This window comes from Flavobacterium hercynium (assembly GCF_002217285.1).
Classification (GTDB): Bacteria; Bacteroidota; Bacteroidia; order Flavobacteriales; family Flavobacteriaceae; genus Flavobacterium; species Flavobacterium hercynium.
The window spans coordinates 56169-82515 of sequence record NZ_MUGW01000005.1; the positions used below are offsets into that span (position 1 = coordinate 56169).

A 26347-nucleotide genomic window follows, 5' to 3' on the forward strand; every position below is an offset into this window, starting at 1 on the left:
AGTCTAATTTTTATTGTATTTTTCTAAAAAAATAACTTTAAAAATAAGTCCTTACTAATGAGCATTCAAAATAATTGGAATGACCAAAAATCACTTCCGGCTGACTTACTATTAGCAAAAAAACAGATTTATGATGTTTGTGGTCTTGCTTGTTCACTACCTCAGCCAGAAGCTGAAAGTGCAGAGTATGACGCATTTGATTTTATAATCAACCATCATCAGATAAAATTTAGATCTGCTAAAATTACGCCAACGAAGACAGGACAATTTGTAACCTTGTGGAAACGAAACAACTCAGGAACTATTGAACCTTTTGATTTTTCGGATTCCATTGATTTTGTAATTGTAAATGTTAGAAAAAATGAAGCTGCAGGTCAGTTTATTTTTCCGAAAGCTGTTTTGCTGAGTAAAGGAATTTTTTCTACAGCTACGAAGGAAGGAAAGCGCGCTACAAGAGTTTATCCTCCGTGGGATGAAACCACTAGCAAGCAAGCACAAAAAACACAACAATGGCAATTGGATTATTTTTATGAATTAAGTCCAAAACCTGACCTTGTAAAATACAAAACAATATTCCAGATTTAAAAATAAAAAAAGGCTGTCTAAAATTTTAGACAGCCTTTTAGTTTAACTTATGTATGCTTATTTTTTTATGATCTTATCTCTAAAAACAACTTTATTGTTTTCTGTCAAAGTATAAAAATAAATTCCTGAGGCTAAATTACTAATTTGTATTACGCCTGTATTGTTGTTCTCTCCTGCTTTAATATCTAATGGACTACCGATTAAACGACCTGTACTATCATATAATCTCAATTTTAAATCTTTAGTCTGATTGGCTTTCAACACTACATTTACTACATCTGTTGCCGGATTAGGATATGTTGTGGCGAAACTATTCGCCTTAGTACCAAAATCTATTGTTGATAAAGTAGGTTTAAATTCGAATCTGGCGATTACCGGACCGTGATCAGAAGTTGTATTTACATAATTTGTTATATCATTACGAGGATCATAAACCGCAGTTGAATTCGGGATATACGAATCTGTTAATTCATTAGAAATCATAATATGATCTAAGAATCCACCTGAGCTTAAAAAACTAAAGGCACCCGCTTTGCTAATATCTAAAGTTAAAGCATTAAAATTAGCTGTATCTTCTACTAATGCTTGGTATGAAGATGGGTTCCCCGGAATAACAGATGCTTTTACATCATCATTATAGTCACCCAAAATTATATAATTACTATCAGGATAATTCGCTATTAAACTGTCTCTCAATAATTCAGCATCGTACTTACGCATATTGTATCTCGACATATCACTTCCGCTATTGGCACGTGCGTGAATATCGATTAGGTCGATTTCTTTTTTAACCCCATTAATATTTGTTTCAATTTTGACCATGTAAGGTAAACGTCCTGAAGAGAAAAAGCTTGAGCCATTACCACCTGGGTAATTTGGCAAAGTCGCGGTTCCGTTTCGAACATCATCATACAGTTTTTTAAACATAACGCGCTCCTTTTTAACTGTCGTAGTTTGTGTGTTATAAAGAACTACTAATTTTTGAGGAGGAAAAGTATCCTGAGGAGGATTAAACGAATACGACCATGAAGTCGAGATTGATTTTTCGAATGTTTTTCCGTTAACATTGATTTTCTGAATCAAAATATCGATAGACGGATCATCAGATACTTCCTGAACTACGTAAACGTCTGCATCCAGCTTATTCATTACTTTGGCAACGTTTTCTATTTGCAACGCATTGTTTGTTGGTCCAAACTCTACACCACTAGCATCTTTTACAGCTGTTCCAAAAAATTCTAAATTATAGGTTACAACATCAAAAGTTTCTGCTTTTGGTAAAGAAGAACCAGTAAACATTCCTATTTCTGTATCTAATCCTGTTCCTGTTACTTTCAGTTTTCCTGAAATCTCTAAAGCTTTTACAGAAGGTGTAAATCGTACAAAGATTGTTCTACCTGCCGCTGCATCAGCTGTAGGAACCACAACGTTCGATTGAAATGCTACACCATCCAAAGACAATTGGTAATCTGCAGGAGCAGTTAATGTAAGGTCATTGTATCCTACTGCTTTAAAAATAAAAGATTGTGTAGCTGAAATAGTATTTGGACTTGCATCTCCAAAACTTAAAACAGGATTTGCATCTAAATAATTCGTTAGATTCGTAATGGCAATATCATCAATTGACCATTCAGCAGCATTATTAGTTCCTCCTGCAGTTGTTTCGTAAACCCATGCCAAATACGTATGGCTGGTTTTGTAAGCTTCTAAATCGATGTTTTGTGACAATTTATAAGTTCCTGTTTCTGTAGGGAAATTACCTTCTAACGCTGTCCATGTTGCTGTTTCTGGATTGCTTTTTCCATCATAATTTACAGAAACCATTAATTTTAATTGGGGCCCTTCGTAAAATTTACGAGAATAAAAAGATAGTAATGCCAAATCTGTGAAGTTATCTAATCTCAATTTAGGCGAAATCAACCAGTCTTTGCTTGCTCCGCTTTCAGAATATCCGTTCATAAGCACTGCTCCTGTACCGGAATTCACATTTCTTGCTGTTGTAGTAATTGCCCATCTGTTGCTGTTTCCGGCAACACTATATTCTGTCCATCCACTATTGCTTAAAGCATTTACATCATTAAAACCTTGAACATAAGGATTAATTCCTGCTCCTGACAAGGAAACAATTTTGCTTGTTGCACCTGTCGTTTCGTGTGTTAACTGAGCTGAAGATTCTCCTAAAGCCGTTGGCGTAAATTGAACGTAAACCGTTACAGCTGCGTTTGAAGCAAAAGCTGCTGCATTAAAAGATATAGAAGAACTAAAATTCGTATTGTCTTTAGAAACCACGAAAGCTGTTGCTGAAGAACTTACTGTAACAGGCGCTGTAACATTCGCACCCTGAATTTGATAACTAAAGATTTCTGAACTATAATTTGGTTCTGAAAAACCTAAATTAAGAGCTGAAACTGTTGTCAAAAAAGATGGAATTGCCACATTTGAAGTAGTCACATCTTTTTTAGTAACAACTGACTGAATGTTTCCGTTTGCATCTTCTGAGATTGAAAAAACAGAATACGATGCACCAAGTACTAATCCTGAAAATGTTTTTACAACAGGCTGTGAAGGATTGGTAATATTTAAAAATCCAAATTGTAATGCAGCTGCATCACTAGCATCAACACCTGCTTTTACTTGCGCAGCTGTTGGTGTTGCGCTTCCTCCCGGAAGAAGTACAAAATATGTTTTTCCTATTTCATCTAACTGATCAGAAAAATCAAAACTCTCTGATAAAATATTATCTGTTTTAGGATAGCCTATCGCACTTACCGGCGCCATGATATCGCTTCTAACATCTATATTGTCAATAGCAAAAGATGGACGCGATCCTGAACCTGAAACTTGTCTTGAAATCCATCTAACCTGAACTACAGGTTCGTTATCACACTCAGATGGCAACGTTACTTTTATATTTTGCGGATTTTGAGAAGTTGGCGGTGTAGCGTCCGATACTTCTGAAACTGTATTATTAGAATATGCTGTGGAAGGCAATATTTTAAATGCACCAGAATTTCCAATACGATATTGCAAAACCATTTCATTAATACGACTATTATTCGGCGTTCCATATGGATTACGAATGGTTATCGCTTCATATTGAACCTGAACTGCTTTTTGACCCGTTGCGTCTATAGCAAGTGCAATGGTTAAATCAAGACTTCCTGTATTCAGAAAACCAATTTTCCCAACATAATTATGAAAATTACCACTCGTTGTAGCTGCTGAACTAGGACCTACCAAAGCTCTGTCTGCAACTAATGTTCCGCTTACATTGAAACTTAATCCTGGTAAAGTAGACGCTGTCCAGCCTTGAAATCCTGCAGGATACGTTATTGGATTGGTCGCCAATCCGTCAAAATTTTGCGTATAAGGTAAAGCTTGAGGAGCTGGATTTGTTGGTGTTTGTGCAAAAATGCTCAACGACCAACAACAAAATAAACTTAAGAAAGCCGTAAGAGGCCGTAAAGTGTAAATGTTTTTCATATAGTTAAAATGAGTTTTTTAGAAGTCAAATTTATAATCTTTAAAGTTAACACAATATTACATAATCATAAAGTTATTCCTTCATATTAAAACAACAATCGATCCTAAAATGAAATTATTCATACATTCAGCTTATTTTTTAACATAAAAAAAGCGACCTAAACAGATCGCTTTAACTTGATATTTATAGTAGAAGTATACCTTATATTGCCGTATAACCTCCGTCTGAAATAAAATAACTTCCCGTTGTAAAAGAAGATTTATCAGAACTTAAAAACAAAACCAATTCCGCAATTTCTTCTGATGTCCCCAAACGGTTCATTGGTGATTTTGCCGCTACAGCTTCCATCGCACTTGAATCCAGATTATCTTTTAATAAAGCGGTTTCAATGTAACCAGGTCCTACAGCATTGCAACGAATATTTTTTTGTGCATACTCAGCAGCAATATTTTTGGTTAATCCAACAACTCCATGTTTTGAAGCAGTATAAGCTGAACTAAGAGGTGCTGCAACTTGTCCGTGAATCGAAGCAATATTTACTATGCTTCCTCCACCGTTTTTTTCCATTTGTTCTAATTGGTAACGACAGGCATAAAAAACACCATTTAAATTCAAACCAATAACGCGATCCCAAGCTTCGGGATCATATTCTCCTGTTGGTTTGGCCGGACCACCCATTCCTGCATTGTTACAGGCAATATCAAGTCGACCGTATTTTGCTACTGTTTCCTGTACTACTCTTTGGTTATCGCTTGCACTTGACGAATCTCCTTTAATAAAAAAAGCTTCTCCGCCATTTGCTGCAATTATCTTTACTGTTTCCTGTCCGTGTTCTACATTAATATCGGATACTATTACTTTTGCTCCTTCACGAGCATACGCTTCTGCGACAGCACGACCAATTCCTGAACCGGCTCCGGATACAAAAGCAACTTTGTTTTCTAAAAGTGACATATTCTTAAGTTTAAAATTTGTACTTCTAATTTACGAAGATCGCAGAAGGTAATACACTTCAAAAACACAATTTAAAACAACATTAACGTTCATTGCCAATCATTTGTTATTTAATATTAAAAGCATCTAAATGAAGATTTTTTTTCTTAGTGTTTTGTAACTACTCGTCTAATTTCATATTCCCTCTGTCTTTACGGCTTTCCGGATCAGAATTAGAGTAACGATTGGGTGTTATGTCAGAATTTCTATCTTTATTTTCTACTGTTTTTTTAGCTTCTTCTTCTGTACTCACACCACGATTCGCATTTGCATTGGTTGTATCTTTTGTGCTTGAAGCTTTCTTGATATCTTCATTTTCATTTCTGGCTCTTTCGACTACTTTTTTATTTCCGTCAGCATCTGTTACGACCTCTTTATTAAGTTTTGTTTCTTTTGATTCTTTATCATGCGAAACATTTTTACCTTTAGATTCATCATTAGTTTTTTGTACTCCATTTATCTTTTTCGATCCTAAATTATTAGTTTCCATATCTTTATTTTTTAAAATTACTACTATAATATTACGAATTTCAGGGCTTAAATCGTAGTCCTTTAACATAGCTTTTGGATAATAGCCGCTCGTTTCTTTTAATGCTGATGAAACAAAACTATCTTTGCAAAAAAAATAACATGCACCAACACTTCATTCTTTTTAAACCTTATGGCTATTTAAGTCAGTTTATATATGAACTAAAGAGAAAGAAAAAACTTTTAGGAGAGTTGCACGATTTCCCTGAGGGAACAATGGCTATCGGAAGATTAGATGAAGATTCTGAAGGATTGCTTTTACTAACTACTGATGGAAAAATAAGCGAGCAGATCCGAAGCAAAAAAGTTGACAAAGAATATTACGTACAAGTTGATGGTGTTATTACTCCAGAAGCTATTGAACAACTTCAAAAAGGTGTCGAAATTGGTTTTGATGGCGGCAAATACACAACCAAACCCTGCAGTGCTTTTATTGTTACTGAAATTCCGGATTTTGGACCGCGAGCCAAAAAAATACGCGATGAACGCCACGGACCGACTTCGTGGGCATCGATTACCGTAAATGAAGGAAAGTTTAGACAGGTTCGGAAAATGACTGCCGCAGTTGGTTTTCCGACTTTGAGACTAGTTCGCGTTCGTATAGGAAATGTATATTTGCAAAATCTAAAAGCAGGAGAAGTAATAGAAGTTTCAGACTTTAATTAGAGAATGAGCCAATTAGAAAATGTGATAATTTGATAATTAGATAATAAGTCAATTAGAAAATTAGATCATTCATATAGACAATCAAAAAAATTCACAACTCACAATTCACAGCTCACAATTAAAATTCAATTTATAATTCAAAAAAAAATGCTAAACGTTGTTCTTGTAGAACCGGAAATTCCAAATAACACCGGAAATATTGGTCGATTATGTGTAGGTACAGAAAGCAGACTACATCTTATTCATCCGTTTGGATTTGTTATTAATGATAAAAATCTAAAACGATCAGGACTGGATTATTGGGTTCACCTTGATGTTACCGAGTATCAAAATATAGAAGAATGGATTCAGCAGATTCCAGATCAGTCACGTGTTTTTTTAATGAGTTCTCATGCCGAGAAATCTTATCTGGAAACTGATTTTCAGGATGGAGACTGGTTGGTATTTGGAAAGGAAAGTGTTGGTTTAAGCAAAGAGGTATTGGAACGTTTCGAAAATCATTTGACGATTCCGATGTCAAAATTGATTAGAAGTTTTAATATCGCTAATTCTGTTGCTTTTGTTGTTGGAGAAGCGAAAAGGCAAATCGGGGTAAAAAAATAATTGTGAATTGTGAGTTGTAAATTGTGAGTTGTCATCTAAAAACAACGATTTAACAAATCAACAATTAAACGATTTACCTAATTATAAATTTTCCTTTTTCAGTATCGAAAGTAATGTTTTCGTCTTTAAACAAAGTATTAAAGCTTCCTTTTGAAATTAAATGTTGTGGTTCGTCCTGAACTACCATTTCCGGTGTCATAATAATCATTTCATCGCTTAGCTGAATAGCCAGATCAATATCATGTGTCGAAAACAAGATACATTTGTTTGTTTCCTGCGTTAGTTTTTTTAGCAATTTAAATAAGGAAACTTTATGAAGAAGATCTAAATGTGTTGTTGGTTCGTCTAAAATAATGAGTGGTGTATCTTGTGCCAAAGCGCGTGCTATTAAAACCTTTTGAAGCTGACCATCACTAATTTCATAATGCTTCTTTTGTGTAAGATGTTCAATTTGGGTCAATTCTAATGCTTGTTGCACTTTATCGATATCAGTTTGTGTTAATGTTCCAATCCAATTGGTGTAAGGCTGACGACCCAAAGCGACTAACTCAAAAACCGAAAGATTACTTGGAGGCAGTTTTTCCGTTAAAACTAAACTTAATTGCTGTGCTAAATCAAGTGGCTTGTAGTTTGCTATATTTTTATCATTCAAAAAAACGGTTCCTTCCAGCGGATGCTGAATTCCGGTAATAGTGCGTAACAAAGTTGATTTTCCAATTCCGTTTGCTCCAATTAAGGCAACTAGTTTTCCTGCCACTAAATTCAAATTCAGTTGCTTAGCAATAAGCACCGTTGCTTTCTTCGACGTGTAGCCAATACTTAGGTTTGAAGTCTTTAAAATCGTTGTCATTTTTTTTAAGTTACTGAGGTTCTGAGATGGTAAGTTGCTAAGTTTTTTTGATAAAGATTGAAAGAGTAAAAGTATTTTAAAAATCTAAACCTTTTTGTATTATCTGTGAGCAATAGCATTTACTGAAAATTTCTTTTTTTCATTAATAAATAAATCACAACCGGCGCACCAATTATAGACGTAATAGCATTTATGGGCAACGTAGTATCTAATCCTGGTAATTGTGAAGCGATGTCGCAAAAAAGCATAATGATTCCACCATAAAAAAAGGTACTCCAATATAAAACTGCATGATTACTGGTTTGAAACGTAAGTTTTGCAATATGCGGAACTGCCAATCCTATAAAAGCAATCGGACCCGCAAAAGCCGTTATACTTCCTGCCAGAATACTGGTGGCAAATATGATAATCAAACGAACACGTGTATAATTCAATCCCATGCTTTTAGCATAATTCTCTCCTAGAAGCAAGGCATTTAAAGGTTTGATACTTGCCGCACTTAACAACAATCCTAAACCTACACAAACAGCAAGGATTGCAATAGAAGACCACGAAAGATTACCGAGACTTCCTAAAGACCAAAAAGTAAATTTCTGAAGTTGTTCTGCTGAGCTAAAATAAGTCAATACACCTACAATCGCACTGGTAAAACTTCCGAACATTAGTCCCACAATTAAAATTGCCATTGTATTTCGCAAACGTTGTGCTACCAGCAAAACCAATAACAAAACGGCTGTGCTTCCTAACGTCGAGGCTAATACAAGTGTATAAGATGACACTAAAATGGACTGTAAAAACGAAGGCAATAAACCTGCTCCTAAAATAACTACTGCCACCGCAAGTATTGCTCCGGAACTTAATCCCAAAACATCAGGGCCTGCGAGCGGATTTCTAAATAAGGTTTGCATCAATAAACCGCTTATGGCTAAACCAACTCCAACTAATACCGCAGTTATTGCTTTAGGCAAGCGATAATTGATAATAATATATTCCCAGGTAGATTTGCTCGCTTCACCGCCCGTTAAGCTGGTAAAAACTTCTTTAAACGGAATGGTAACAGAACCCAGACTAATATCCAGAATAAACATAAATAAAAGTGCCAGACCAAGTATGGAAAATAAGATGCTATTTCGCTTTTTATCAATCAACGCTCTTAATTTAATTTTGATGCAAAAGTAAATTCATAGCTTGGCAACAAATCAGGATGGAAAATTTTGATATAATCTTTTAAAACTAAATCCGGACGGCTTGGTGCTAATTCATAATAAACAGTTCCGCCTGTTGCGCCAACCTTACCTTCAAAAGTATATACATTTTTTGATGTAAAAGCATCGAATTGTGTATAATGAGGATTGCTTTTTCCGAACTCTTCTAATGTTTTAAACGTACCTGCTGAAATCCAGAAATTAGCCGTTTTAGCCTTAACCAAAACTTTTTCAAAAGACAATCCTTCACTTCCGGTTCCTTTTAAATCTGCCCATAAATAATTGGCATGCGCATCGTTCATAAATTGTGCTGCCCAGCTGTCTCCTTTTGCTACATACCAAATATCTTCATACATAGAACCGTATAAAACAGTTGCAGAATTCGGTTTATCCGCTACTAGTTTTTTTGCCTGATTATAACTCGTCACAATTTTATCAAATAACTCTTTCGCTTCTTCTTCTTTTCCAAACAAAACGCCGTACAGTTTTATCCATTCTGCCTTACCAAGTGGTGATTGTTCCATATAGTCAGCCTGAATAAGAACGTTTAATCCACTTTTCTTTAAATTCTCAATCGCCGTATTATTGTTGTCTACTCCAAAAGTCACAATCAAATTGGGAGCTAATTCTATTAATTGTTCAATGTTTAATTTTTCATTTTCGCCTACATTCTTCACAGCACCTTTATCTACTAATGCTCTTGTTTTTTCTGAAGAAATATAATCCGTATGCGGAAAACCAACTAATTTATCCTCTACACCCAGCATTTCGAGAAAAGGAATGTTAGTTGTTGATGTTACTACTACAGATTCTAAAGGAACATTTACCGCTGTGTATTTTTGCAGACTATCCGGAACTTTTGCCTCTTTTTCTTTTAAAACATAAGTTAGTTTTGTATTGGCATTTGGCCAGGGATCTGAAACAGTAACTACAGCATATCCTTCGTGCTTAACAATCGAAAGATTAGAGGCAAACTCAATACTATTTTGAGGAATTATCGAAGCTGTAACTTCTGCACTTTCATTTTTCTTACATCCTATTAAAAGAAAAAAAGTAGAAATAAAAACTAATTTAGGCAATATGTGTTTCATATAGTAGGTGATATAGTTGTATTAGTACATTATAATTGTTCGCAAATTTGAAACTTTTGCAAATTTAAATTTACGTTTTCATAGCGACAAAGGTAACGCAATTTCTATTTTTTTTGTTTACTTTTATTCTTACACAATTAAACACGCAATTTTCGCATACAATGACAATACTGACGACAAAAATTTGCTCCAATTGTGAATCTTCTTTTAATTGTGGAGCTGTTTCAGCAGAGCGTAATTGTTGGTGTAATGACTTTCCTCCTATTTTTACTTTATCCGAAGGAGGAGATTGTCTTTGTCCCGATTGTTTAAAAGAAGCCTGTACTGATAAAATCGACGCTTACGTAGAAACTTTCGATCCAAAAAAAGCGTCTGAAAACAAAATTGCGTCCTTACCAAAAACTGAAAAACTAATTGAGGATATTGATTATTACATCGAAAATGGAAATTATGTTTTCAAAGCCTGGTTTCATTTAAAAAGAGGACATTGTTGCGAAAACAATTGCCGTCATTGCCCTTATTAGCCTTTTATATCTAAAGTTAAATTTTTATTCTTCAGTACCTGAAACTTTCACTTTTCAAAATGCCTTTTTCAGTGTAATATCAATTTTATTGAAGTAATAAAAATAGTACTTTAAACCCGTTTACGTTTAGAATATGATAGAATAAGACATCGAAATTTGAATAATCAATAACTTTAAGTTTATCTTTGAATTAAATTAAGGTTGTGTTACACCAAAAACACATTAAAAGGGAATCAAGTCAAAATCTTCAAAATACATTTTGAATGTTTTATAATCTTGAGCTGTACCCGCAACTGTAAGCTTAGTTCTTGAAAAAGAATGATTGTTGTTAACTGCAAACCACTGCTCGCGAAAACGAATGGGAAGGTAAACAACAAAACGCAAGCCAGGAGACCTGCCTTTGAAACAAAACATCGAACTCTCGGGAAAAAGAGTGTAGAAGATTATGACTTTAAAAAAACTTTTTTCTTTTTGTTTTTTATTCCTGTGCCAATTTATTTGGGCGCAAAGCGATACTATTACAAATCTTAAAGAAGTTATTGTTTCAGATGCTAATCTTATAAAATACTCTAATTCGCAATCGGTTTTAAAGCTCAACGATTCTATTATCAACAAGAATGAGCCTTTACTTACTGATTTATTAAACTTTAATTCTACCATTTATTTTAAAGAATATGGACGAGGAATGCTTTCCACCGTTTCCTTCAGAGGAACAACTGCATCTCAGACAGCCGTGATCTGGAACGGTATTAATATCAATTCTCAGATGAATGGCAGTACTGATTTTAATACAATCTCAGGGACTGACTATAATTCAGTAAGTGTTAAAGCAGGTGGCGGAAGTGTTCTTTATGGAAGCGGTGCTATTGGAGGAACTGTTCACCTTAATAACGATATGAAGTTCGATAATAAGTTCACCAACAAACTGCGATTAGATTATGGTAGTTTCAATACGATTGGAATTAATTATCAAACCAATATTTCTAATGATAAATGGAGCACGCAAATTGGCTTTTCGAAAAATAGTTCTACCAATGACTACAAATACTTAAATCGATATACCTGGCGAGGCGAACAACGCTGGAACCAAAACGGTCAATACGATATTATTACTGTGAATGCGAATGCAGGTTATAAATTTAATGCTAAAAACAGACTAAAATTATACACTCAGGCTTCTAACACAGACAGAAATACGTCCTTACTAACGGAATCCGAAATAAAGACGAAATACAAAAGTGGTTTTAACAGAAATCTATTAGAATACGATGGCGATTTCGGCAAGCTGACAACGAATCTAAAAGCTGCTTATATATTTGAAGATTTTCAGTATTTTCCAGACAACAGCTTAAATCTGTTTACTTTTGGAAAAACAGAAAACCTTATTACAAAAGCTGACATAGGATATTCACTATCCAAATCGACACAATTAAATGCAATTGCAGATTACAGCAAAACGAAAGGTTACGGAAGCGGTTTTGGTGATCATGCACGTGAAATAAGTTCTGTTGCACTATTATTAAAACAGGATTTCTCAACCGATTGGAAAAATGAATTAAGTGTTCGTAAAGAGTTTACAGAAAATTACAAATCCCCGGTTTTGTTTTCTTTAGGAACTTCGTATCAGTTTAGTGAACTGTACAATCTAAAAGTCAATGTTTCTCGAAACTTCAGAATTCCGACTTTCAATGATTTATATTGGGAACAAGGTGGAAATCCAGATTTAAAACCAGAGAGTTCTTATCAGGCAGAAATTGGGAATGTTTTTAGTTTTAAAAACATTTCACTTACCCAGACTTTTTATTACATAAAAATTCAGGACTTATTACAATGGGTTCCCGGTCGTGGCGGAATATGGTCTCCAAAAAACACGGATAAAGTAAACAGCTACGGATCTGAAACGTTATTGAATTGGAACAAACAATACGGCAAGAATCATTTTACTGCGAGTGCTACTTATGCCTACACTATTTCTGAAGATCTGGAGACTAAAAATCAACTGTTTTTTGTTCCGTTTCATAAAGCAACTGGCGCTGTTTCTTATTCCAGAAATAAAATATCAGCTTATTACCAATTTTTATATAATGGTTTCGTTTATACGCAAACAGATAATGATCCCGATAAAATTGTTAAAGACTATACTGTTTCAAACATTGGAGTCGATTATGATTTTAATTTTTTGAACTCATTTAAATTAGGTTTTCAGCTTCTTAATCTTTTCAATAAAAATTACGAAAGCCTTGAAAGCAGACCCATGCCAGGAAGAAATTTTAATATATACTTAAACTTTAAATTTTAAAACCATGAAGAAAATAACCCAATTTTTATTTCTAGCATTAAGCGTATCGCTTTTTGTTTCTTGTTCGAATGACGACTCTGACAATCCAAAAGGAGTTTATGATGATGGATTCTTTATTTTAAATGAAGGAAGTGCCGATGGGGGTTCTGTTTCATTTGTAGGCGAAGACCTTTCGACTTTCAATGCAGATGTTTACAAAACAGTTAATGGAGCTGATTTTGTTGGTAAATATCTTCAAAACATCTTTTTTGATGGAGATAAAGCCTATATCATTTCCGGAGGTTCAAATGTAATTAATGTGGTGAACAGATATACTTTTCAATTGATTGCCAAAATTGATTCTGATCTTGCAAATCCAAGATATGGTGTTGTAAAAGACGGAAAAGCGTATGTAACCAATGCTAATACTTATTCTTATTCTAATCCTGCTACTGGCGACACTGATGATTATGTTGCTGTAATTAATTTGACTACTAATAAGGTAGAGTCTAAAATTGCATTGAATTCAACAGCAAACAGAATTATTGAAGAGAATAACAAATTATACATCACAGATGCCAGCAATAGCAAATTGTTAATCTTAAATCCATCAACAAAAGCTTTAGAAGGTTCTGTAGAAATAGGTTTTGGTGCTAACAGTATGGAAGAAGAAGACGGATACCTATATATCTTAAAAAATTCTTATTCAGACAGAAGCGAGATCGTAAAAGTTAAATTATCAGATAAAACTATTGCTAAAATTACTTTCCCTGAATCTTTAGATAGCGGACAAGGATTCTTAGATATCGAAGATAACAAGATTTATTACACTGCTAATAATGATGTATACGTTATGAGCACTTCTGCAACAGCTGCTTCAACAACACCAATCTTTACTGCAGCTATTTCTACAGATGGTTCAATTTACGGTTTCGCAGTAGAAGATGACAAAATTTATGTTTCTGACTCAGGAGACTATGCTTCAAACAGCAAAGCATTCGTTTATAACTTAAGCGGAGCTTTACTTAAAGATTTTACTGTTGGTATTGCACCAAACGGTTTTTATTTTAATGACTAATTTTTAGAAATTAATCATTATTAGTTTTTTTATATTTTTTTTGGAAAAAGAAAAAGGCTTTCAGTATCTGAAAGCCTTTCCTTTTTTATTGTAATGCTCTTAAAAGACCTGCTGGTGCTTTGTCTACATACATTTGATTTCCTATTCCGCTCATCGCTTTAGAATCGACAAAAGCACGTAATGCTTTATTACTATCCTGCTGTATTTTTTGAGTAGTAGCTTTTCCGGTAATTACAGATATAGCCTTATTTAATAAAGGCTCATCTTTATCTCCTAAAACACCTAAAGTTGACACATATTCTAATTGTTTGTATGCAGGCTGAAGTCCATCTGTATATTCTCCAAAGCCACTTGCATTAACAATTTTAAGTACCAATGGCTGCATCGCGTATTTATGATTCGGATTTACCTGATTTTTAGTAAACGATTCTGAATCATACAATGTTATCGATCCGACATTTTTACCTACTGTTACATCTCCAATCTGAACTACAGAAATATAAGGTGCTAAACCATTTATCACTAATTCACTTGCAGATGCTGTTCCACTACTTGTCAGAATATAAACTTTAGGTAATCTAAGTTTGGCAACATCCTTATCCCCGATTTTATCTGTAAATCTGTTAATTAACGATTCCGGTTCTTCACTTTCAAAAAAAGCATTGACTTTGTCGTTCCATTTTTGTTTTGCAAAAATCTGCCCTGTAAAATCGCCAGTAATCATACTTGCCAAACGAGTAGCCGTTAATACAGATCCTCCACCATTATATCTTAAATCCAAAACAAGATCGGTAATTTGTTGATCTCTTAATTGTGCAAAAGCTTCATTCAACTGCGTATCGTAGTTGGCATAAAATCCATTGTACATCAAATAGCCAATTTTATGATTATCTTCAACGAAAACTTTGTTGATTAAAATTGGATTTTCATCTAAAATCGTTTTTACCAATGAAACTGATTTATTATTTGGAGTTACTACATTATCTGCATTAACATCTGCTAAGTTCAATGTAAAGCTATCAGATTCTATAAGCAGCTGTCTGTAATTTGATGCTGTCAATTGTGTCCCGTTAACGCCTGTAAAAACATCACCACGTTTCATACCTTTCGCCGCTGCATCAGAATTAGGAATTACATAGCGTACAAATCCAACTAAATCTGTTGAACTTCCTTTTTTATAGCTTAGCCTAAAATCGATTCCGGAGTTTTTAGATGTTCCCTGGAGCTCTTGTTCCAGAACTGTATAATCTTCAACAATCCAGCTAAAACGGTCTATTGCCTGTCCTGTTGGGAATTTGCTGCTTGGTTTATACAATAAATCCTCAAATAAATCCTGAGGTTTACTGTATCCTCTTAAAAAAGAATTTAAAGCATCCTGTGTAGCAAAACGATCATCGGCCAAATTAGGTACATCGGCCTGATAAAGGTAATATTGATTGAGTCCTTTCCATATAAAGTCATTTACCTGAAGTCCACCAGAAGGCGCAACATCATCCTGATCTTCACAAGATTGCAAAGAAAAGGCAAGTAAAAACAACAACAGAATACTCTTATATAGTGTTTTCATAAAAATATGTTTCGATGTAGTATTAACGTAAAAATAATACCTTTAGTTTTAACTATAATCAGTTTATTGTTTTTTTTCAATAAAAAAAATAACAACTTGCCTGTAACAAAAATAATTGTGCCTCGTCTTGATCATATAACCTAACCAAAAAACCTTGATTTACATTATAAATAAGATTCTAAATCGACCAAAAAAAGCTTCGAAATAGTATTCTTTACAACGTCAATCGAAAAACAAAACCAAGTACACATGAATCAGATTGTGTTTATAGAAATAATAAATCCATTTAAAGACAAAATTTTTCGTCTTGCAAAACGATTGCTTACCAGTACGGAAGAAGCAGAAGATGCAACTCAGGAAGTAATGGTTAAATTATGGAATAAAAAAGAGAATCTAAACCAGTACAATAGTGTCGAAGCATTAGCCATGACCATGACAAAAAATTATTGTCTGGATCAGTTAAAATCTAAAAGAGCAGAGAATCTTAAAATAGTACACAACAATTTTACAGATCGAGAAGCTGGATTAGATAAAAAAATGGAAGATGCAGACAGTTTAGAATGGGTAGAAAAAATAATGAGTCAGCTGCCGGAACAGCAACAAATATTAATTCAGTTACGCGATGTCGAACAATATGAATTTGATGAAATTGCAAAAATTGTAGACATGAATGAAACGGCTATCCGGGTAGCCCTTTCGAGAGCGAGAAAAAAAATTAGAGAATCAATGCTTAATACACACCAATATGGAACTAAATAAAATCGAGGATATATTAGAAAAATACTTTCAGGGAGAAACTACTATTGCAGAAGAAAATGAATTAAAAAACTATTTTTCTTCACCAAATGTTGCGCAGCATTTAGAGCAATACAAACCAATCTTTGGTTATTTCTCTCAGGTAAAACAGCAAAAATCGACACAGGAAATTAAAACTCCTGTTCAGGAAAGCGAAACGATTCCACTACAAACTAAAAAACGAAATGTGGCGTGGTTATCAATTGCAGCTTCAGTTGTTGTTTTACTGGGAATAGGAACTTACTTATTTGTGAGCGAAAAAGATGCAGCTCCTGCTGTAGCGCAAACAGAACTGGGAACCTATGACGATCCGGAAGAAGCACTTGCGGCAACGCAAAAAGCTTTGGCAATGGTCTCAAACAATGTTAATGTAGGACTTGAAAGTGTACACTACATTAAGGAATACGAACATTCAAAAAAGAAAATTTTTAAACTATAATTTTAGACAAAATGAAATCACAAATTCAACAAAATAGAAAAAATAACAGCAACATGTGGACTAGAAATTTTATTATCACTTTATTCTTTGCACTTGCCAGCCAAGCTTTTTATGCACAAAGCGCATTTGACAAATTTGATGGTCAGGACGATGTAACATCAGTAATTGTAAACAAAAAGATGTTTGATTTAATGAGTAAAGTAAAAGTTGATGCTTCTGACAAAGAAACGCAACAATACATTAACCTGATTAAAAAATTAGACTACCTAAAAGTATTTACAACAAAAAATTCTAAAGTTGAGGCAGATATGAAAAACACTGCAGACAAATACATCAAAACTGCAGGATTAGAAGAATTAATGCGTGTAAACGACGGAGGAAGAAATGTGAAAATTTCTGTAAAATCAGGAGCAACAGATTCTCAGGTAAAAGAATTATTGATGTTTATTGATGGTGCTAAAACCAACGAAACAGTTTTATTATCACTAACAGGAAACTTTGACATCAACGAGATTTCAGTTCTTACAGACAAAATGCAGCTTCCTGGTGGTGCTGACTTAAAAAAAGCTTCTAAGTCTAAAAAATAATATTCAAACAACATGAAAATTAATATCCTTACCTCAGCCCTTTTAGCTTTACTTACTTTAGTAAGCTGCAAATCAGAGCCAACATTGCAAAAATATTTTGTAACCAATACTGAAAACAAAGATTTTATTGCTATCGATGTTTCTCCTTCTATTTTAAATTTAGAAAAGACGACACTAACTGAAGAGCAAACAAAAGCTTTGAATTCTTTTGACAAAATGAACATATTAGCTTTTAAGGCTAATGCTACAAATGGGGCAAAATTTGAAGAAGAAAGAGCTAAAGTAAAAGCAATTCTAAAAGATCCTAAATATCAGGAACTGATAAAATTTGGCTCAGGCAAGGAAGGTGGAGCAATTAGTTTTGTTGGTACAGACGAAAACATCGAAGAATTTGTTGTTTTTGCTAATAGAAAAGAGACTGGTTTTGCAGTAGTTCGCGTTTTAGGAAAAGACATGAATCCCAACAATATTATTATGCTGATGGGGATTCTGCAAAAATCAAAAGTAAATATGGATCAATTAAAGCCATTGCAACAGTTACTAAAATAATACATACATCTTACTTTAATCAAAAAAAGCTCCATTCTATTGGAGCTTTTTTTATTTCTAACGAATTGATTCTAAATTAAACAGAATTGATATATTTACTACACCAAAACTACTAACCTACCGCCTTAATGAAACCAAACCACTTCGCAATACTATTGCTCTTATTTAGTTGCTTTATAGTTACTAGTCAAACGAATAAAAAGCTAAGCAAACCTGAAAATGATTTTGAAACTTTTTGGACAACCTTTAAAGACAATTATGCCTTTTTTGAACTCAAAAAAGTCAATTGGGACGAAACCTATAAAACATTCCGACCTCTTGTAAACAGTAAAACAAAAGAAAAAGAACTAATCTCTATTTTCGAAAAAATGGTTACTCCGCTAAAAGATGGTCATATTACCATTTCAAAAGGAGACAAGATCCTATACAAGGTGAGAAAACATTCTGACTTTTACGAAGAGTTTAAAGGAATTGAACACCAATTATGGGAGACAAGTTATACCACACTGCAAAATCACAGATTCTCCAAAACAACAGGAGTTGGTCCCGTTTTTAAAGAAATACCGTTGTACAACGTTGCCAAAAATCCTGACATAGGATATATTCGTATTTCACGCTGTTTTGGAAATCCCGAAAGTCTTTTTGATGATAAAAAAGAAAAAGAAGACATTAAACTTATGCTTACTTTGTTTGACAGCATTTTAAATTCGTTTTCAGATACAAAAGGCATCATAATAGACATTCGTTCTAACGGAGGAGGTCACGGTGGCGATGATCTCGCCAGCCGATTTGCCTTGAAGAAAATAATAACACACTACAAAGCCATAAGACAAAAAGGCGGCTATGAAAACTTTACAACGCCCGAACCCATCTACATAACGCCCAATAATGGTGTTCAATATTTAAAACCAATTGTGATATTAACAAATGACAGGACAGCAAGTTCTGCAGAAGATTTCACCATTTCATTGTACCAGCAACAAAACGTAACTACAATAGGAACTAATACATCCGGTATGCTATCAGACATGTTTGGAGGAGATCTTTCGAACAACGTTTCCTTTACATTATCGAATCAAAGATATTATTCTACAGAAAACAAACTACTAGAAGATATTGGTGTACCCGTTAAAATTGAAGTCAAAAACACCGAAAAAGATATTGATAACAAAAAAGATCCTGTAATTATAAAAGCTTTAGAAACTTTAAAATCACGAATCTAACAATAGTATAAAAAAAACGTGAAAGATTATACTGCATAATGACTTCATTTTACTTTGATCTGAAATGAATTTAATTATATTTGTGGCTAACCAAAACAATAAGTAATAAATTTAATAACATGGTACAAAAAACATCGAATGCCTTTATAGCGGCATCTTGGGTAGCTCTTGGAGCGGGAATGGTCGGTTTTATCGTTGGACTTGCAAGAGCGGAAATGCTTTTGAACGAAAAAGGATATTACTTTACAGTTTTAATGTTCGGATTGTTCGCCGTTGTTTCTTTGCAAAAAAGCGTTAGAGACAGATTAGAAAATCTTCCGGTAACAGATATCTACTACGGTATTTGCTGGTTTGGAACACTTCTATCAATTGTATTATTAGCTGTTGGACTTTGGAATGCTACTATTCTTCCAAGCGAAAAAGGTTTTTATGCTTTTGCTTTTCTATTGTCTCTTTTTGGTGCTATTTCAGTACAAAAAAACACAAGAGATAATATGTCTTTTCCAAATGATCATCAGGCATAAAGAAAATTACTTTTCTCTTATAAACAAAAAAAGCTCCATTTCTGGAGCTTTTTCTATATCAGGACTTTAGATTATTTACTCAAGTACATTTTTCTTCTTGAATACAATTCGTAGAATTGATCGTCTTTTAGGTCATCAATAAACAAAATACTTTCTCCTGTCGATTTCATTTCAGGTCCTAATGCTTTGTTTACATTATGAAATTTACTGAAAGAGAAAACCGGTTGCTTGATCGCGTATCCTTTCAATTGCGGATTAAATTTAAAATCGGTCACTTTATTATGTCCTAACATTACTTTCGTAGCGTAGTTTACATAAGGCTCTCCATATGCTTTTGCAATAAATGGTACTGTTCTCGAAGCTCTAGGATTTGCTTCGATAATATAAACTGTATCATCTTTTATCGCAAACTGAATATTGATTAAACCAACTGTTTTTAAAGCTCTCGCAATTTTTTCAGTATGATCTTTTATCTGTTGCATTACAAACTCTCCTAAGTTAAAAGGAGGCAATGTAGCATTACTATCTCCGGAGTGAACTCCGCAAGGCTCGATATGCTCCATAATTCCAATGATGTAAACATTACCATCAGCATCGCAAATCGCATCTGCTTCAGCTTCGATTGCACCAGCCAGATAATGATCTAAAAGCAATTTATTTCCTGGAATCGTTTTCAATAAATTGATAACGTGTTCCTCTAATTCTTGTTTGTTGATTACAATTTTCATTCCCTGACCTCCTAATACATAAGAAGGACGAATCAATAATGGAAAATCTAAAGTATCTGCAAGTGCAGAAGCTTCATCTGCCGTTTCAGCAATTCCAAATTGAGGGAAAGGAATATGTAACTCTCTTAGCAAGTCAGAGAAACGTCCTCTGTCTTCTGCTAAATCAAGCGCATCAAAACTAGTTCCAATGATTTTCACTCCGTATTTAGAAAGTTTTTCAGCCAATTTCAAAGCCGTCTGACCTCCTAATTGCACGATAACACCTTCTGGTTTTTCATGCTGAATAATATCGTAGATATGCTCCCAGAAAACAGGTTCGAAGTATAATTTATCTGCTGTATCAAAATCAGTCGAAACCGTTTCAGGATTACAGTTAATCATAATAGTTTCGTAACCACATTCTTTAGCTGCCAAAACTCCGTGTACACAAGAGTAATCAAATTCTATTCCCTGACCAATTCTGTTTGGTCCTGAACCTAAAACGATAATTTTCTTTCTATCTGTAACGATGCTTTCGTTATCTACATAACGCTCACCATTTGCTTTTTCTATTTCTGCCTCAAAAGTAGAGTAGTAATAAGGTGTTTTTGCTTTAAACTCAGCCGCACAAGTATCTACCAGTTTAAAAACACGGTTAATGTTTTGATCCATACGTAAAGTATGCACTTCACTTTCCAGACAATTCATCATGTGTGCAATTTGTCTGTCGGCAAAACCTTTTTGTTTCGCTTCAAGCAAAAGTTCTCTTGGTAAATCTGAAATTTTATAGTTTGAAATTTCTTTTTCAAGCGTATAAAGTTCTTCATATTGTTTTAAGAACCACATATCGATTTTTGTAATCTCATGAATACGGCTCAACGGAATTCCCATTGCAATTGCATCATAAATTACAAAAACACGATCCCAGCTTGCAAAAGTCAGTTTCTCGATAATTTGTTCGTAATTTTTATATCCTTTACCATCAGCACCAAGTCCGTTTCTCTTTATTTCTAAAGATTGTGTTGCTTTATGCAAAGCCTCTTGAAACGAGCGTCCAATTCCCATTACTTCACCAACAGATTTCATCTGAAGTCCTAACGTTCTGTCAGCACCTTCAAATTTATCAAAGTTCCAACGTGGTATTTTTACGATTACATAATCAAGAGTTGGTTCAAAAAGAGCCGATGTAGATTTTGTAATTTGATTTTTCAATTCATCTAAATTGTATCCTAAAGCCAGTTTAGAAGCAATTTTAGCAATTGGATAACCAGTTGCTTTAGATGCTAATGCAGAAGAACGTGATACACGAGGATTAATTTCGATCGCTACAATGTCTTCTTTTTCATCTGGAGAAACAGCGAACTGTACGTTACAACCTCCTGCAAAGTTTCCGATACTGCGCATCATTAAGATTGCATAGTCACGTAATTTTTGAAAAGTAGTATCAGATAATGTCATTGCCGGTGCAACTGTAATCGAATCTCCAGTATGAATTCCCATTGGATCCATATTTTCAATCGAACAGATAATTACCACATTATCGTTTTTATCTCTCAAAAGTTCTAATTCGTATTCCTTCCATCCCATCAAAGCTTTGTCGATCAAAACTTCGTGAATTGGTGAAGCTTCAAGACCTCTTGTTAAAAGCTCATCAAAATCTTCTTTTTTATAAACAACAGCAGCTCCGGTTCCTCCAAGTGTAAACGAAGGGCGAATTACAAGTGGAAAACCAAATTCCTGTGCAATTTCTTTTCCTTCTAAGTATGAAGTAGCTGTTTTTGCAGGTGCAGTTGGCACATTAATTCTTTCAAGAAGCTGTTTAAACTGCTCTCTGTCTTCTGTAATATTAATTGCATTTACATCAACTCCAATTAATTTTACCCCAAAATCCTGCCAAATCCCTTTTTCTTCTGCTTCCAAACATAAATTCAAAGCTGTTTGTCCTCCCATTGTAGGCAAAACAGCATCAATTTGCGGATGCTCCTTTAGAATTTCAATAATCGATTTTGTAGTTAGTGGTTTCAAATAAACATGATCAGCCATTGTTGGGTCGGTCATGATAGTCGCTGGATTGGAGTTAATCAAAATAACTTCAATTCCTTCTTCACGAATAGATCGGGCAGATTGAGATCCTGCATAATCAAATTCGCAAGCTTGACCAATAACAATAGGTCCTGATCCTATTATTAAAACTGATTTAATTGATGTGTCTTTCGGCATTTTATCTGTATTGTGTAGTTATATAAGGTATTCAAAAAAAACATTCGTAGTGCTTTAAAAACTAGAATGTTGCATAATTTTTTACTGACAAGGTATAAAAAAAGGCGATACTAAAAAAGTAACGCCTTATTTATGTTTATACAAACATTATTTTTTGTGTCTAGGCTCGCTAGAAACAGTTAATTTATGTCTTCCTTTTGCTCTTCTACGCGCTAGAACTTTTCTTCCATTCGCAGAAGCCATTCTGTCCATAAATCCGTGCTTATTTCTTCTTTTTCTTTTCGATGGTTGAAATGTTCTTTTGCTCATTGCTTTGTATCTTTAAAATGGTATCTAATATCTATTTTCTGTTTTAGAATGTTGTTATTCCAAAACCGAGTGCAAATATACAAAGACTTTTTTTTCTCGCAAGTAGTTTTATAAAAATATTTTTAATTCATTTTACTATATTTGCAATCACAAATTTACAATAATTATGTTTCATAAAAATATTAAACTTATTTTGGCTGGACTTCTTGTAGTTGCTGCCATTTGGCAATTTACAGAGAGCAATATCGGGAACGGAATTTTCCTAATTTTATTAACTGCTATTCCTATTTTTCTCTACTTTAAGAACGAATTTATTCTTTTAGCCTTCCTTAAATTAAGAAAACAAGATTTCGAAGGAGCAAAAAAATGGCTAGCTTACATTAAAAATCCGGAAGCGGCATTAGTAAGGAAACAACAAGGATACTTTAATTACTTACACGGTATCATGTTATCACAAACAAACATCAACCAAGCTGAGAAACATTTCAAAAAAGCAATCGAACTTGGTTTATCTATGGATATGGACTTAGCGGTAGCAAAATTGAACCTTGCAGGAGTTGCAATGTCAAGAAGAAGAAAACTTGAAGCAACCAACTTGTTAAACGAAGCTAAGAAATTAGACAAGCAAGGTATGCTAAAAGAGCAAATCTCAATGATGAAAGAACAAATGAAGAAAATCTAAAGATTCTTTATAAATATTCAAATCCCAAATTACAATTGTAGTTTGGGATTTTTTTTGTGGTTTTTGTCAGTGTTGTATTTCTATGAGACGCAGATGATACGGATTCGCTAAGCGAAAACGCTGATTAAGACGGATTTTTTTATGTTTTTACCCTTTAGCTTCTTCCAGAATAATAGAAGGCAAATTCTCGTTTAGCCATTTGTATTTATTCAGGATCATAATATGAGTTCCTCCTTTTACGATGATACAGCTTTTAATGTATTTTAGAGGAAAAACATCGTCGTGATCTCCGTGAATATGAATTACTTTTTCATCAATCTCTTTCCTGTCCCATCGTATTACCGTTTCTACAGCCCATTGCAGATATCGTATATCGCGAACGGATAAGAATTTTTCATACAACTGAATACGCTTGTTTATTTTTTCGCCAAAAGAATATTTTGCCAATTTCTCGATGTTCAAAAGTATTTTCATCGGAATCAGTTTATAAGCTTTGGTTGTTTTTCCAATTTTCATTCTTCTCGGAAATTCTACAGCACTTCTAACACTCGAAATGATAATAACTTTTCGAACTTCAATATGTTTCGCAATTTCCTGCACTAAAATGCCACCAAAAGAAACACCAATTAAAACCGGATTCGGATGTTTGATGTTTTTTGCAATTCGAATTGCGTAATCCGAAAGCGATTCTTTTGCCAGCGGAATTTCCCATTCTAAGAAACACATTTCAAAAACAGTTTCATCGAGGTTAATCCTCTCAAAAATTGCAGAACTAGCTGCCAAGCCAGGCATAAAATATACAGCGATTTTACTCATTTGACAGAAAAGGAATTAGGAGTGACTACTTTTTATTTTTCAGCTAAAATTACTTTTTTTTATTAAGATGCTTAACAAATCTTACAGCTAATATTAGACCAAAAAACAAAAAGTAAGAACCTACTTCTATTTTAACGAACTAAAAAATAATTTCATATTGATTATCAAATGATTACCTTTGTAGTCACAATAACCATATACAACAGCTTCTTACAAAGAACTATTGCATACGATTATTTACCGTTCTTTTTCTATTATTTTTTAACTCCACCCCAAAACATGACAAATATGGAATCTATTGAAACTATGGAAATTAAAGACAATACCTTTGCAAGACAATTTCAAACCATAGTCCCTGAAGGACTAATTTCTGTCGAATATTCCTTTCAGGAAAAGAAAATCTTTCTAACTAAAATTAATGCTCCTGAAGGCTTTGACAATCAAACCGTAATCGATGCTGTTCTTAAAAGCATTATGACGATAATCGCAGAAAAAAAATTCAGGTTAATGCCTATTCATCCAAAAATTGTCCAGTTCATCAAAAAAAATCCAACTTACAAGGAATTACTTCCTCCGGGCATTAGAATTTAAATTTTAAAAATCACCAATAAGTTTGAGCCAAAGTCCACCGATAACCATGTAAATAAACAACATTACCAATCCGGTTATTAAACCTTTGACCCACCAGCTTTTTAAATCAACATAGCCGCTCCCAAAGAAAACGGGTGCCGGACCGTGACCATAATGCGTTAAAGTTCCGTAGATAGAACCCACGAAACCAAGCATAAAAGCAAGCAATAAACCTGGAATTCCCAGCGAAACTCCAACACCAAGCAATGCAGCATACATAGCTGCTACGTGTGCTGTTGCGCTTGCAAAAAGATAATGACTAAAGAAATACACTAATATGATAATAGGAAAAGCCATTTCCCAGCTTAATCCTCCTATTTGTACTTTTATCAAATTACTAAACCAGCCTATAAAACCCAATTCGTTGAGTGAACTCGCCATCATGACCAAAACTGCGAACCAAACGATCGTATCCCAGGCACCTTTTTCGCCTTTTACATCTTCCCATGTCAAAACAGAAGTAAGTAATAAAACAATCAAACCAATAAATGCTGTAGTAGTAGCATCAATAGAAAACAAGTCGCCCGTCATCCAAAGAAATAAAAGAATAAAAAAAGTCAGTAACATCAACCATTCATTACGGCTTATTGGCCCCATTTCTTTTAACTTGGCTGCTGCAATCTGAGGCGCATCACCTGTTTTCTTAAGTTCTGGCGGATAAATTTTATACAGTACAAGCGGAATCACAAAAAAGGCTACCAAACCCGGAACGATTGCCGCTGTTGCCCACGAAATCCAGCTGATCTTAATTCCTAAATTAAGCGCAAATTTTTGACACATTGGGTTACTCGCTGTTCCTGTCAAGAACATAGAAGAAGCGATCAAATTGGCATTGTAACTGCTCAAAGTAAGATAGGCTCCTAACTTTCGATGCGTTTCGGGCTGGTCTGGCATGGAACCAAAACTCATCGCCATAGATTTCATGATCGGATATACGATTCCTCCTCCTCTGGCAGTGTTACTTGGTACAGCAGGCGCCAAAACCAAATCGGCCAGACTTAATCCGTAAGCCAGACCAAGCGAGCTTTTCCCGAAGATTCTAACAAACAAAAATGCAATTCTATTTCCTAAACCTGTTTTAATAAATCCTCTTGCGATAAAAAATGAAATTCCGATCAGCCAGATTACTTTATCTCCTAATCCTCGAAGCGCTAAGGTTATTGATTTTCCCGGATCACCCGGAGCCAAAACCTGAAAAAAGGCCGTTAAAGCAATTGCAACCATACACATTGTTCCCATTGGAGCCGCCTTAAGAATAATTCCTAAAATTGTAGCCACAAAAATGGCAAACAAATGCCAGGCTTCAATTACCACACCATCGGGCGCAGGTATAAGCCAGATTGCAATTCCAACAGCAAGTGTAATGAGGGATTGAGGAATTTTTACTTCGTTCATAAGAATAGGAATTAGGTTA

General features: G+C 34.3%; 25 protein-coding genes and 1 riboswitch. Of the genes, 14 read left to right on the forward strand and 11 right to left on the reverse strand.

The genetic code is table 11. The features are described from left to right. The first annotated feature begins 57 nt into the window (after positions 1–57). On the forward strand, positions 58–585 hold the full coding sequence (locus B0A66_RS02655) for a MepB family protein (RefSeq protein WP_089048300.1): 528 nt from the start codon (positions 58–60) through the stop codon (positions 583–585). Positions 586–642: 57 nt separating this feature from the next. Here B0A66_RS02655 and B0A66_RS02660 read toward each other — a convergent pair whose 3' ends face one another. From B0A66_RS02660 to B0A66_RS02670, 3 genes are all read right to left on the reverse strand, one after another. Continuing rightward, a complete protein-coding gene (locus tag B0A66_RS02660) occupies positions 643–4068 on the reverse strand; it encodes a T9SS-dependent choice-of-anchor J family protein (protein WP_089048301.1) in 3426 nt (1141 codons plus the stop codon). Between the two features lie 202 nt (positions 4069–4270). Continuing rightward, complete coding sequence (locus B0A66_RS02665; protein WP_089048302.1) at positions 4271–5023, reverse strand: SDR family NAD(P)-dependent oxidoreductase; 753 nt, start codon at positions 5021–5023, stop codon at positions 4271–4273. A gap of 160 nt (positions 5024–5183) precedes the next feature. Beyond that, positions 5184–5621 (reverse strand): hypothetical protein, encoded by a 438-nt coding sequence (locus B0A66_RS02670; RefSeq protein WP_244283378.1) that lies wholly within the window; start codon positions 5619–5621, stop codon positions 5184–5186. 71 nt (positions 5622–5692) lie between these two features. Between B0A66_RS02670 and B0A66_RS02675 the strand changes: the two genes are divergently transcribed. Together B0A66_RS02675 and B0A66_RS02680 are read left to right on the forward strand one after the other, a co-directional pair. Beyond that, on the forward strand, positions 5693–6256 hold the full coding sequence (locus B0A66_RS02675; protein ID WP_089048303.1) for a pseudouridine synthase: 564 nt from the start codon (positions 5693–5695) through the stop codon (positions 6254–6256). A gap of 147 nt (positions 6257–6403) precedes the next feature. After that, positions 6404–6859 carry a tRNA (cytidine(34)-2'-O)-methyltransferase gene (locus B0A66_RS02680; protein ID WP_089048304.1) on the forward strand — a complete coding sequence of 152 codons (456 nt, stop codon included), beginning with the start codon at positions 6404–6406 and terminating at the stop codon, positions 6857–6859. 73 nt (positions 6860–6932) lie between these two features. On the opposite strand, the gene B0A66_RS02685 is transcribed toward B0A66_RS02680, so the two are convergent. The 3 genes from B0A66_RS02685 to B0A66_RS02695 form a co-directional block, all read right to left on the reverse strand. Further along, positions 6933–7709, reverse strand: coding sequence for an ABC transporter ATP-binding protein (locus B0A66_RS02685; RefSeq protein ID WP_089048305.1), 777 nt, complete (start codon positions 7707–7709; stop codon positions 6933–6935). A gap of 119 nt (positions 7710–7828) precedes the next feature. After that, entirely contained in the window at positions 7829–8857 is a 1029-nt protein-coding gene (locus B0A66_RS02690) for an iron ABC transporter permease (protein WP_394335249.1), read from the reverse strand. 5 nt (positions 8858–8862) lie between these two features. Next, positions 8863–10005: an ABC transporter substrate-binding protein gene (locus B0A66_RS02695; RefSeq protein ID WP_089048307.1), complete on the reverse strand. Its 1143-nt coding sequence runs from the start codon at positions 10003–10005 to the stop codon at positions 8863–8865. A gap of 161 nt (positions 10006–10166) precedes the next feature. Between B0A66_RS02695 and B0A66_RS02700 the strand changes: the two genes are divergently transcribed. From B0A66_RS02700 to B0A66_RS02710, 3 genes are all read left to right on the forward strand, one after another. Continuing rightward, entirely contained in the window at positions 10167–10529 is a 363-nt protein-coding gene (locus B0A66_RS02700) for a DUF5522 domain-containing protein (protein WP_089048330.1), read from the forward strand. Between the two features lie 181 nt (positions 10530–10710). After that, positions 10711–10945, forward strand: a riboswitch (cobalamin riboswitch). A 29-nt stretch (positions 10946–10974) separates the two neighbouring features. Then, positions 10975–12828: a TonB-dependent receptor plug domain-containing protein gene (locus tag B0A66_RS02705; RefSeq protein WP_089048308.1), complete on the forward strand. Its 1854-nt coding sequence runs from the start codon at positions 10975–10977 to the stop codon at positions 12826–12828. 4 nt (positions 12829–12832) lie between these two features. Further along, entirely contained in the window at positions 12833–13885 is a 1053-nt protein-coding gene (locus B0A66_RS02710; protein WP_089048309.1) for a YncE family protein, read from the forward strand. Between the two features lie 85 nt (positions 13886–13970). Here the strand turns inward: B0A66_RS02710 and B0A66_RS02715 are convergent, their stop codons facing one another. Beyond that, the gene (locus tag B0A66_RS02715; RefSeq protein WP_089048310.1) at positions 13971–15452 is read right to left on the reverse strand and encodes a S41 family peptidase; all 1482 of its coding nucleotides are present in this window, start codon (positions 15450–15452) and stop codon (positions 13971–13973) included. A gap of 249 nt (positions 15453–15701) precedes the next feature. Here B0A66_RS02715 and B0A66_RS02720 point away from each other — a divergent pair, with 249 nt between their 5' ends. The 6 genes from B0A66_RS02720 (at position 15702) to yiaA (ending at position 19569) form a co-directional block, all read left to right on the forward strand. After that, positions 15702–16211, forward strand: coding sequence for an RNA polymerase sigma factor (locus B0A66_RS02720; protein WP_089048311.1), 510 nt, complete (start codon positions 15702–15704; stop codon positions 16209–16211). Beyond that, on the forward strand, positions 16198–16686 hold the full coding sequence (locus B0A66_RS02725; protein ID WP_089048312.1) for a hypothetical protein: 489 nt from the start codon (positions 16198–16200) through the stop codon (positions 16684–16686). Before B0A66_RS02720 ends, B0A66_RS02725 begins: the two co-directional genes overlap by 14 nt. An 11-nt stretch (positions 16687–16697) precedes the next feature. Further along, the gene (locus tag B0A66_RS02730) at positions 16698–17273 is read left to right on the forward strand and encodes a DUF4252 domain-containing protein (RefSeq protein ID WP_394335250.1); all 576 of its coding nucleotides are present in this window, start codon (positions 16698–16700) and stop codon (positions 17271–17273) included. 12 nt (positions 17274–17285) lie between these two features. Next, positions 17286–17822 (forward strand): DUF4252 domain-containing protein, encoded by a 537-nt coding sequence (locus tag B0A66_RS02735; protein WP_089048313.1) that lies wholly within the window; start codon positions 17286–17288, stop codon positions 17820–17822. Between the two features lie 128 nt (positions 17823–17950). Then, positions 17951–19045 carry a S41 family peptidase gene (locus B0A66_RS02740; protein ID WP_089048314.1) on the forward strand — a complete coding sequence of 365 codons (1095 nt, stop codon included), beginning with the start codon at positions 17951–17953 and terminating at the stop codon, positions 19043–19045. Between the two features lie 119 nt (positions 19046–19164). Beyond that, positions 19165–19569 (forward strand): inner membrane protein YiaA, encoded by a 405-nt coding sequence (gene yiaA, locus B0A66_RS02745; protein ID WP_089048315.1) that lies wholly within the window; start codon positions 19165–19167, stop codon positions 19567–19569. A gap of 71 nt (positions 19570–19640) precedes the next feature. On the opposite strand, the gene carB is transcribed toward yiaA, so the two are convergent. Beyond that, positions 19641–22496 carry a carbamoyl-phosphate synthase large subunit gene (gene carB, locus B0A66_RS02750; protein WP_089048316.1) on the reverse strand — a complete coding sequence of 952 codons (2856 nt, stop codon included), beginning with the start codon at positions 22494–22496 and terminating at the stop codon, positions 19641–19643. A 147-nt stretch (positions 22497–22643) separates the two neighbouring features. Beyond that, entirely contained in the window at positions 22644–22805 is a 162-nt protein-coding gene (gene rpmH, locus B0A66_RS02755) for a 50S ribosomal protein L34 (protein ID WP_008464848.1), read from the reverse strand. Between the two features lie 166 nt (positions 22806–22971). Between rpmH and B0A66_RS02760 the strand changes: the two genes are divergently transcribed. Continuing rightward, positions 22972–23487, forward strand: a complete 516-nt coding sequence (locus B0A66_RS02760; RefSeq protein WP_089048317.1) for a hypothetical protein — start codon at positions 22972–22974, stop codon at positions 23485–23487. A 147-nt stretch (positions 23488–23634) separates the two neighbouring features. Here B0A66_RS02760 and B0A66_RS02765 read toward each other — a convergent pair whose 3' ends face one another. Beyond that, positions 23635–24303: an alpha/beta fold hydrolase gene (locus B0A66_RS02765; protein ID WP_089048318.1), complete on the reverse strand. Its 669-nt coding sequence runs from the start codon at positions 24301–24303 to the stop codon at positions 23635–23637. A gap of 288 nt (positions 24304–24591) precedes the next feature. Between B0A66_RS02765 and B0A66_RS02770 the strand changes: the two genes are divergently transcribed. After that, positions 24592–24894, forward strand: a complete 303-nt coding sequence (locus B0A66_RS02770; RefSeq protein WP_394335251.1) for an N-acetyltransferase — start codon at positions 24592–24594, stop codon at positions 24892–24894. A 3-nt stretch (positions 24895–24897) separates the two neighbouring features. On the opposite strand, the gene B0A66_RS02775 is transcribed toward B0A66_RS02770, so the two are convergent. Next, the gene (locus B0A66_RS02775) at positions 24898–26328 is read right to left on the reverse strand and encodes an anion permease (RefSeq protein ID WP_089048319.1); all 1431 of its coding nucleotides are present in this window, start codon (positions 26326–26328) and stop codon (positions 24898–24900) included. Positions 26329–26347 lie beyond the last annotated feature (19 nt).

What these genes read in the sequence shown, in the direction of transcription:
- B0A66_RS02655 (WP_089048300.1), top strand. Translation starts at nt 58, where the DNA reads ATGAGCATTCAAAATAATTGGAATGACCAAAAATCACTTCCGGCTGAC.
- B0A66_RS02660 (WP_089048301.1), bottom strand. Translation starts at nt 4,068, where the DNA reads ATGAAAAACATTTACACTTTACGGCCTCTTACGGCTTTCTTAAGTTTA.
- B0A66_RS02665 (WP_089048302.1), bottom strand. Translation starts at nt 5,023, where the DNA reads ATGTCACTTTTAGAAAACAAAGTTGCTTTTGTATCCGGAGCCGGTTCA.
- B0A66_RS02670 (WP_244283378.1), bottom strand. Translation starts at nt 5,621, where the DNA reads ATGTTAAAGGACTACGATTTAAGCCCTGAAATTCGTAATATTATAGTA.
- B0A66_RS02675 (WP_089048303.1), top strand. Translation starts at nt 5,693, where the DNA reads ATGCACCAACACTTCATTCTTTTTAAACCTTATGGCTATTTAAGTCAG.
- B0A66_RS02680 (WP_089048304.1), top strand. Translation starts at nt 6,404, where the DNA reads ATGCTAAACGTTGTTCTTGTAGAACCGGAAATTCCAAATAACACCGGA.
- B0A66_RS02685 (WP_089048305.1), bottom strand. Translation starts at nt 7,709, where the DNA reads ATGACAACGATTTTAAAGACTTCAAACCTAAGTATTGGCTACACGTCG.
- B0A66_RS02695 (WP_089048307.1), bottom strand. Translation starts at nt 10,005, where the DNA reads ATGAAACACATATTGCCTAAATTAGTTTTTATTTCTACTTTTTTTCTT.
- B0A66_RS02700 (WP_089048330.1), top strand. Translation starts at nt 10,167, where the DNA reads ATGACAATACTGACGACAAAAATTTGCTCCAATTGTGAATCTTCTTTT.
- B0A66_RS02705 (WP_089048308.1), top strand. Translation starts at nt 10,975, where the DNA reads ATGACTTTAAAAAAACTTTTTTCTTTTTGTTTTTTATTCCTGTGCCAA.
- B0A66_RS02710 (WP_089048309.1), top strand. Translation starts at nt 12,833, where the DNA reads ATGAAGAAAATAACCCAATTTTTATTTCTAGCATTAAGCGTATCGCTT.
- B0A66_RS02715 (WP_089048310.1), bottom strand. Translation starts at nt 15,452, where the DNA reads ATGAAAACACTATATAAGAGTATTCTGTTGTTGTTTTTACTTGCCTTT.
- B0A66_RS02720 (WP_089048311.1), top strand. Translation starts at nt 15,702, where the DNA reads ATGAATCAGATTGTGTTTATAGAAATAATAAATCCATTTAAAGACAAA.
- B0A66_RS02725 (WP_089048312.1), top strand. Translation starts at nt 16,198, where the DNA reads ATGGAACTAAATAAAATCGAGGATATATTAGAAAAATACTTTCAGGGA.
- B0A66_RS02730 (WP_394335250.1), top strand. Translation starts at nt 16,698, where the DNA reads ATGAAATCACAAATTCAACAAAATAGAAAAAATAACAGCAACATGTGG.
- B0A66_RS02735 (WP_089048313.1), top strand. Translation starts at nt 17,286, where the DNA reads ATGAAAATTAATATCCTTACCTCAGCCCTTTTAGCTTTACTTACTTTA.
- B0A66_RS02740 (WP_089048314.1), top strand. Translation starts at nt 17,951, where the DNA reads ATGAAACCAAACCACTTCGCAATACTATTGCTCTTATTTAGTTGCTTT.
- yiaA (WP_089048315.1), top strand. Translation starts at nt 19,165, where the DNA reads ATGGTACAAAAAACATCGAATGCCTTTATAGCGGCATCTTGGGTAGCT.
- carB (WP_089048316.1), bottom strand. Translation starts at nt 22,496, where the DNA reads ATGCCGAAAGACACATCAATTAAATCAGTTTTAATAATAGGATCAGGA.
- rpmH (WP_008464848.1), bottom strand. Translation starts at nt 22,805, where the DNA reads ATGAGCAAAAGAACATTTCAACCATCGAAAAGAAAAAGAAGAAATAAG.
- B0A66_RS02760 (WP_089048317.1), top strand. Translation starts at nt 22,972, where the DNA reads ATGTTTCATAAAAATATTAAACTTATTTTGGCTGGACTTCTTGTAGTT.
- B0A66_RS02765 (WP_089048318.1), bottom strand. Translation starts at nt 24,303, where the DNA reads ATGAGTAAAATCGCTGTATATTTTATGCCTGGCTTGGCAGCTAGTTCT.
- B0A66_RS02770 (WP_394335251.1), top strand. Translation starts at nt 24,592, where the DNA reads ATGGAATCTATTGAAACTATGGAAATTAAAGACAATACCTTTGCAAGA.
- B0A66_RS02775 (WP_089048319.1), bottom strand. Translation starts at nt 26,328, where the DNA reads ATGAACGAAGTAAAAATTCCTCAATCCCTCATTACACTTGCTGTTGGA.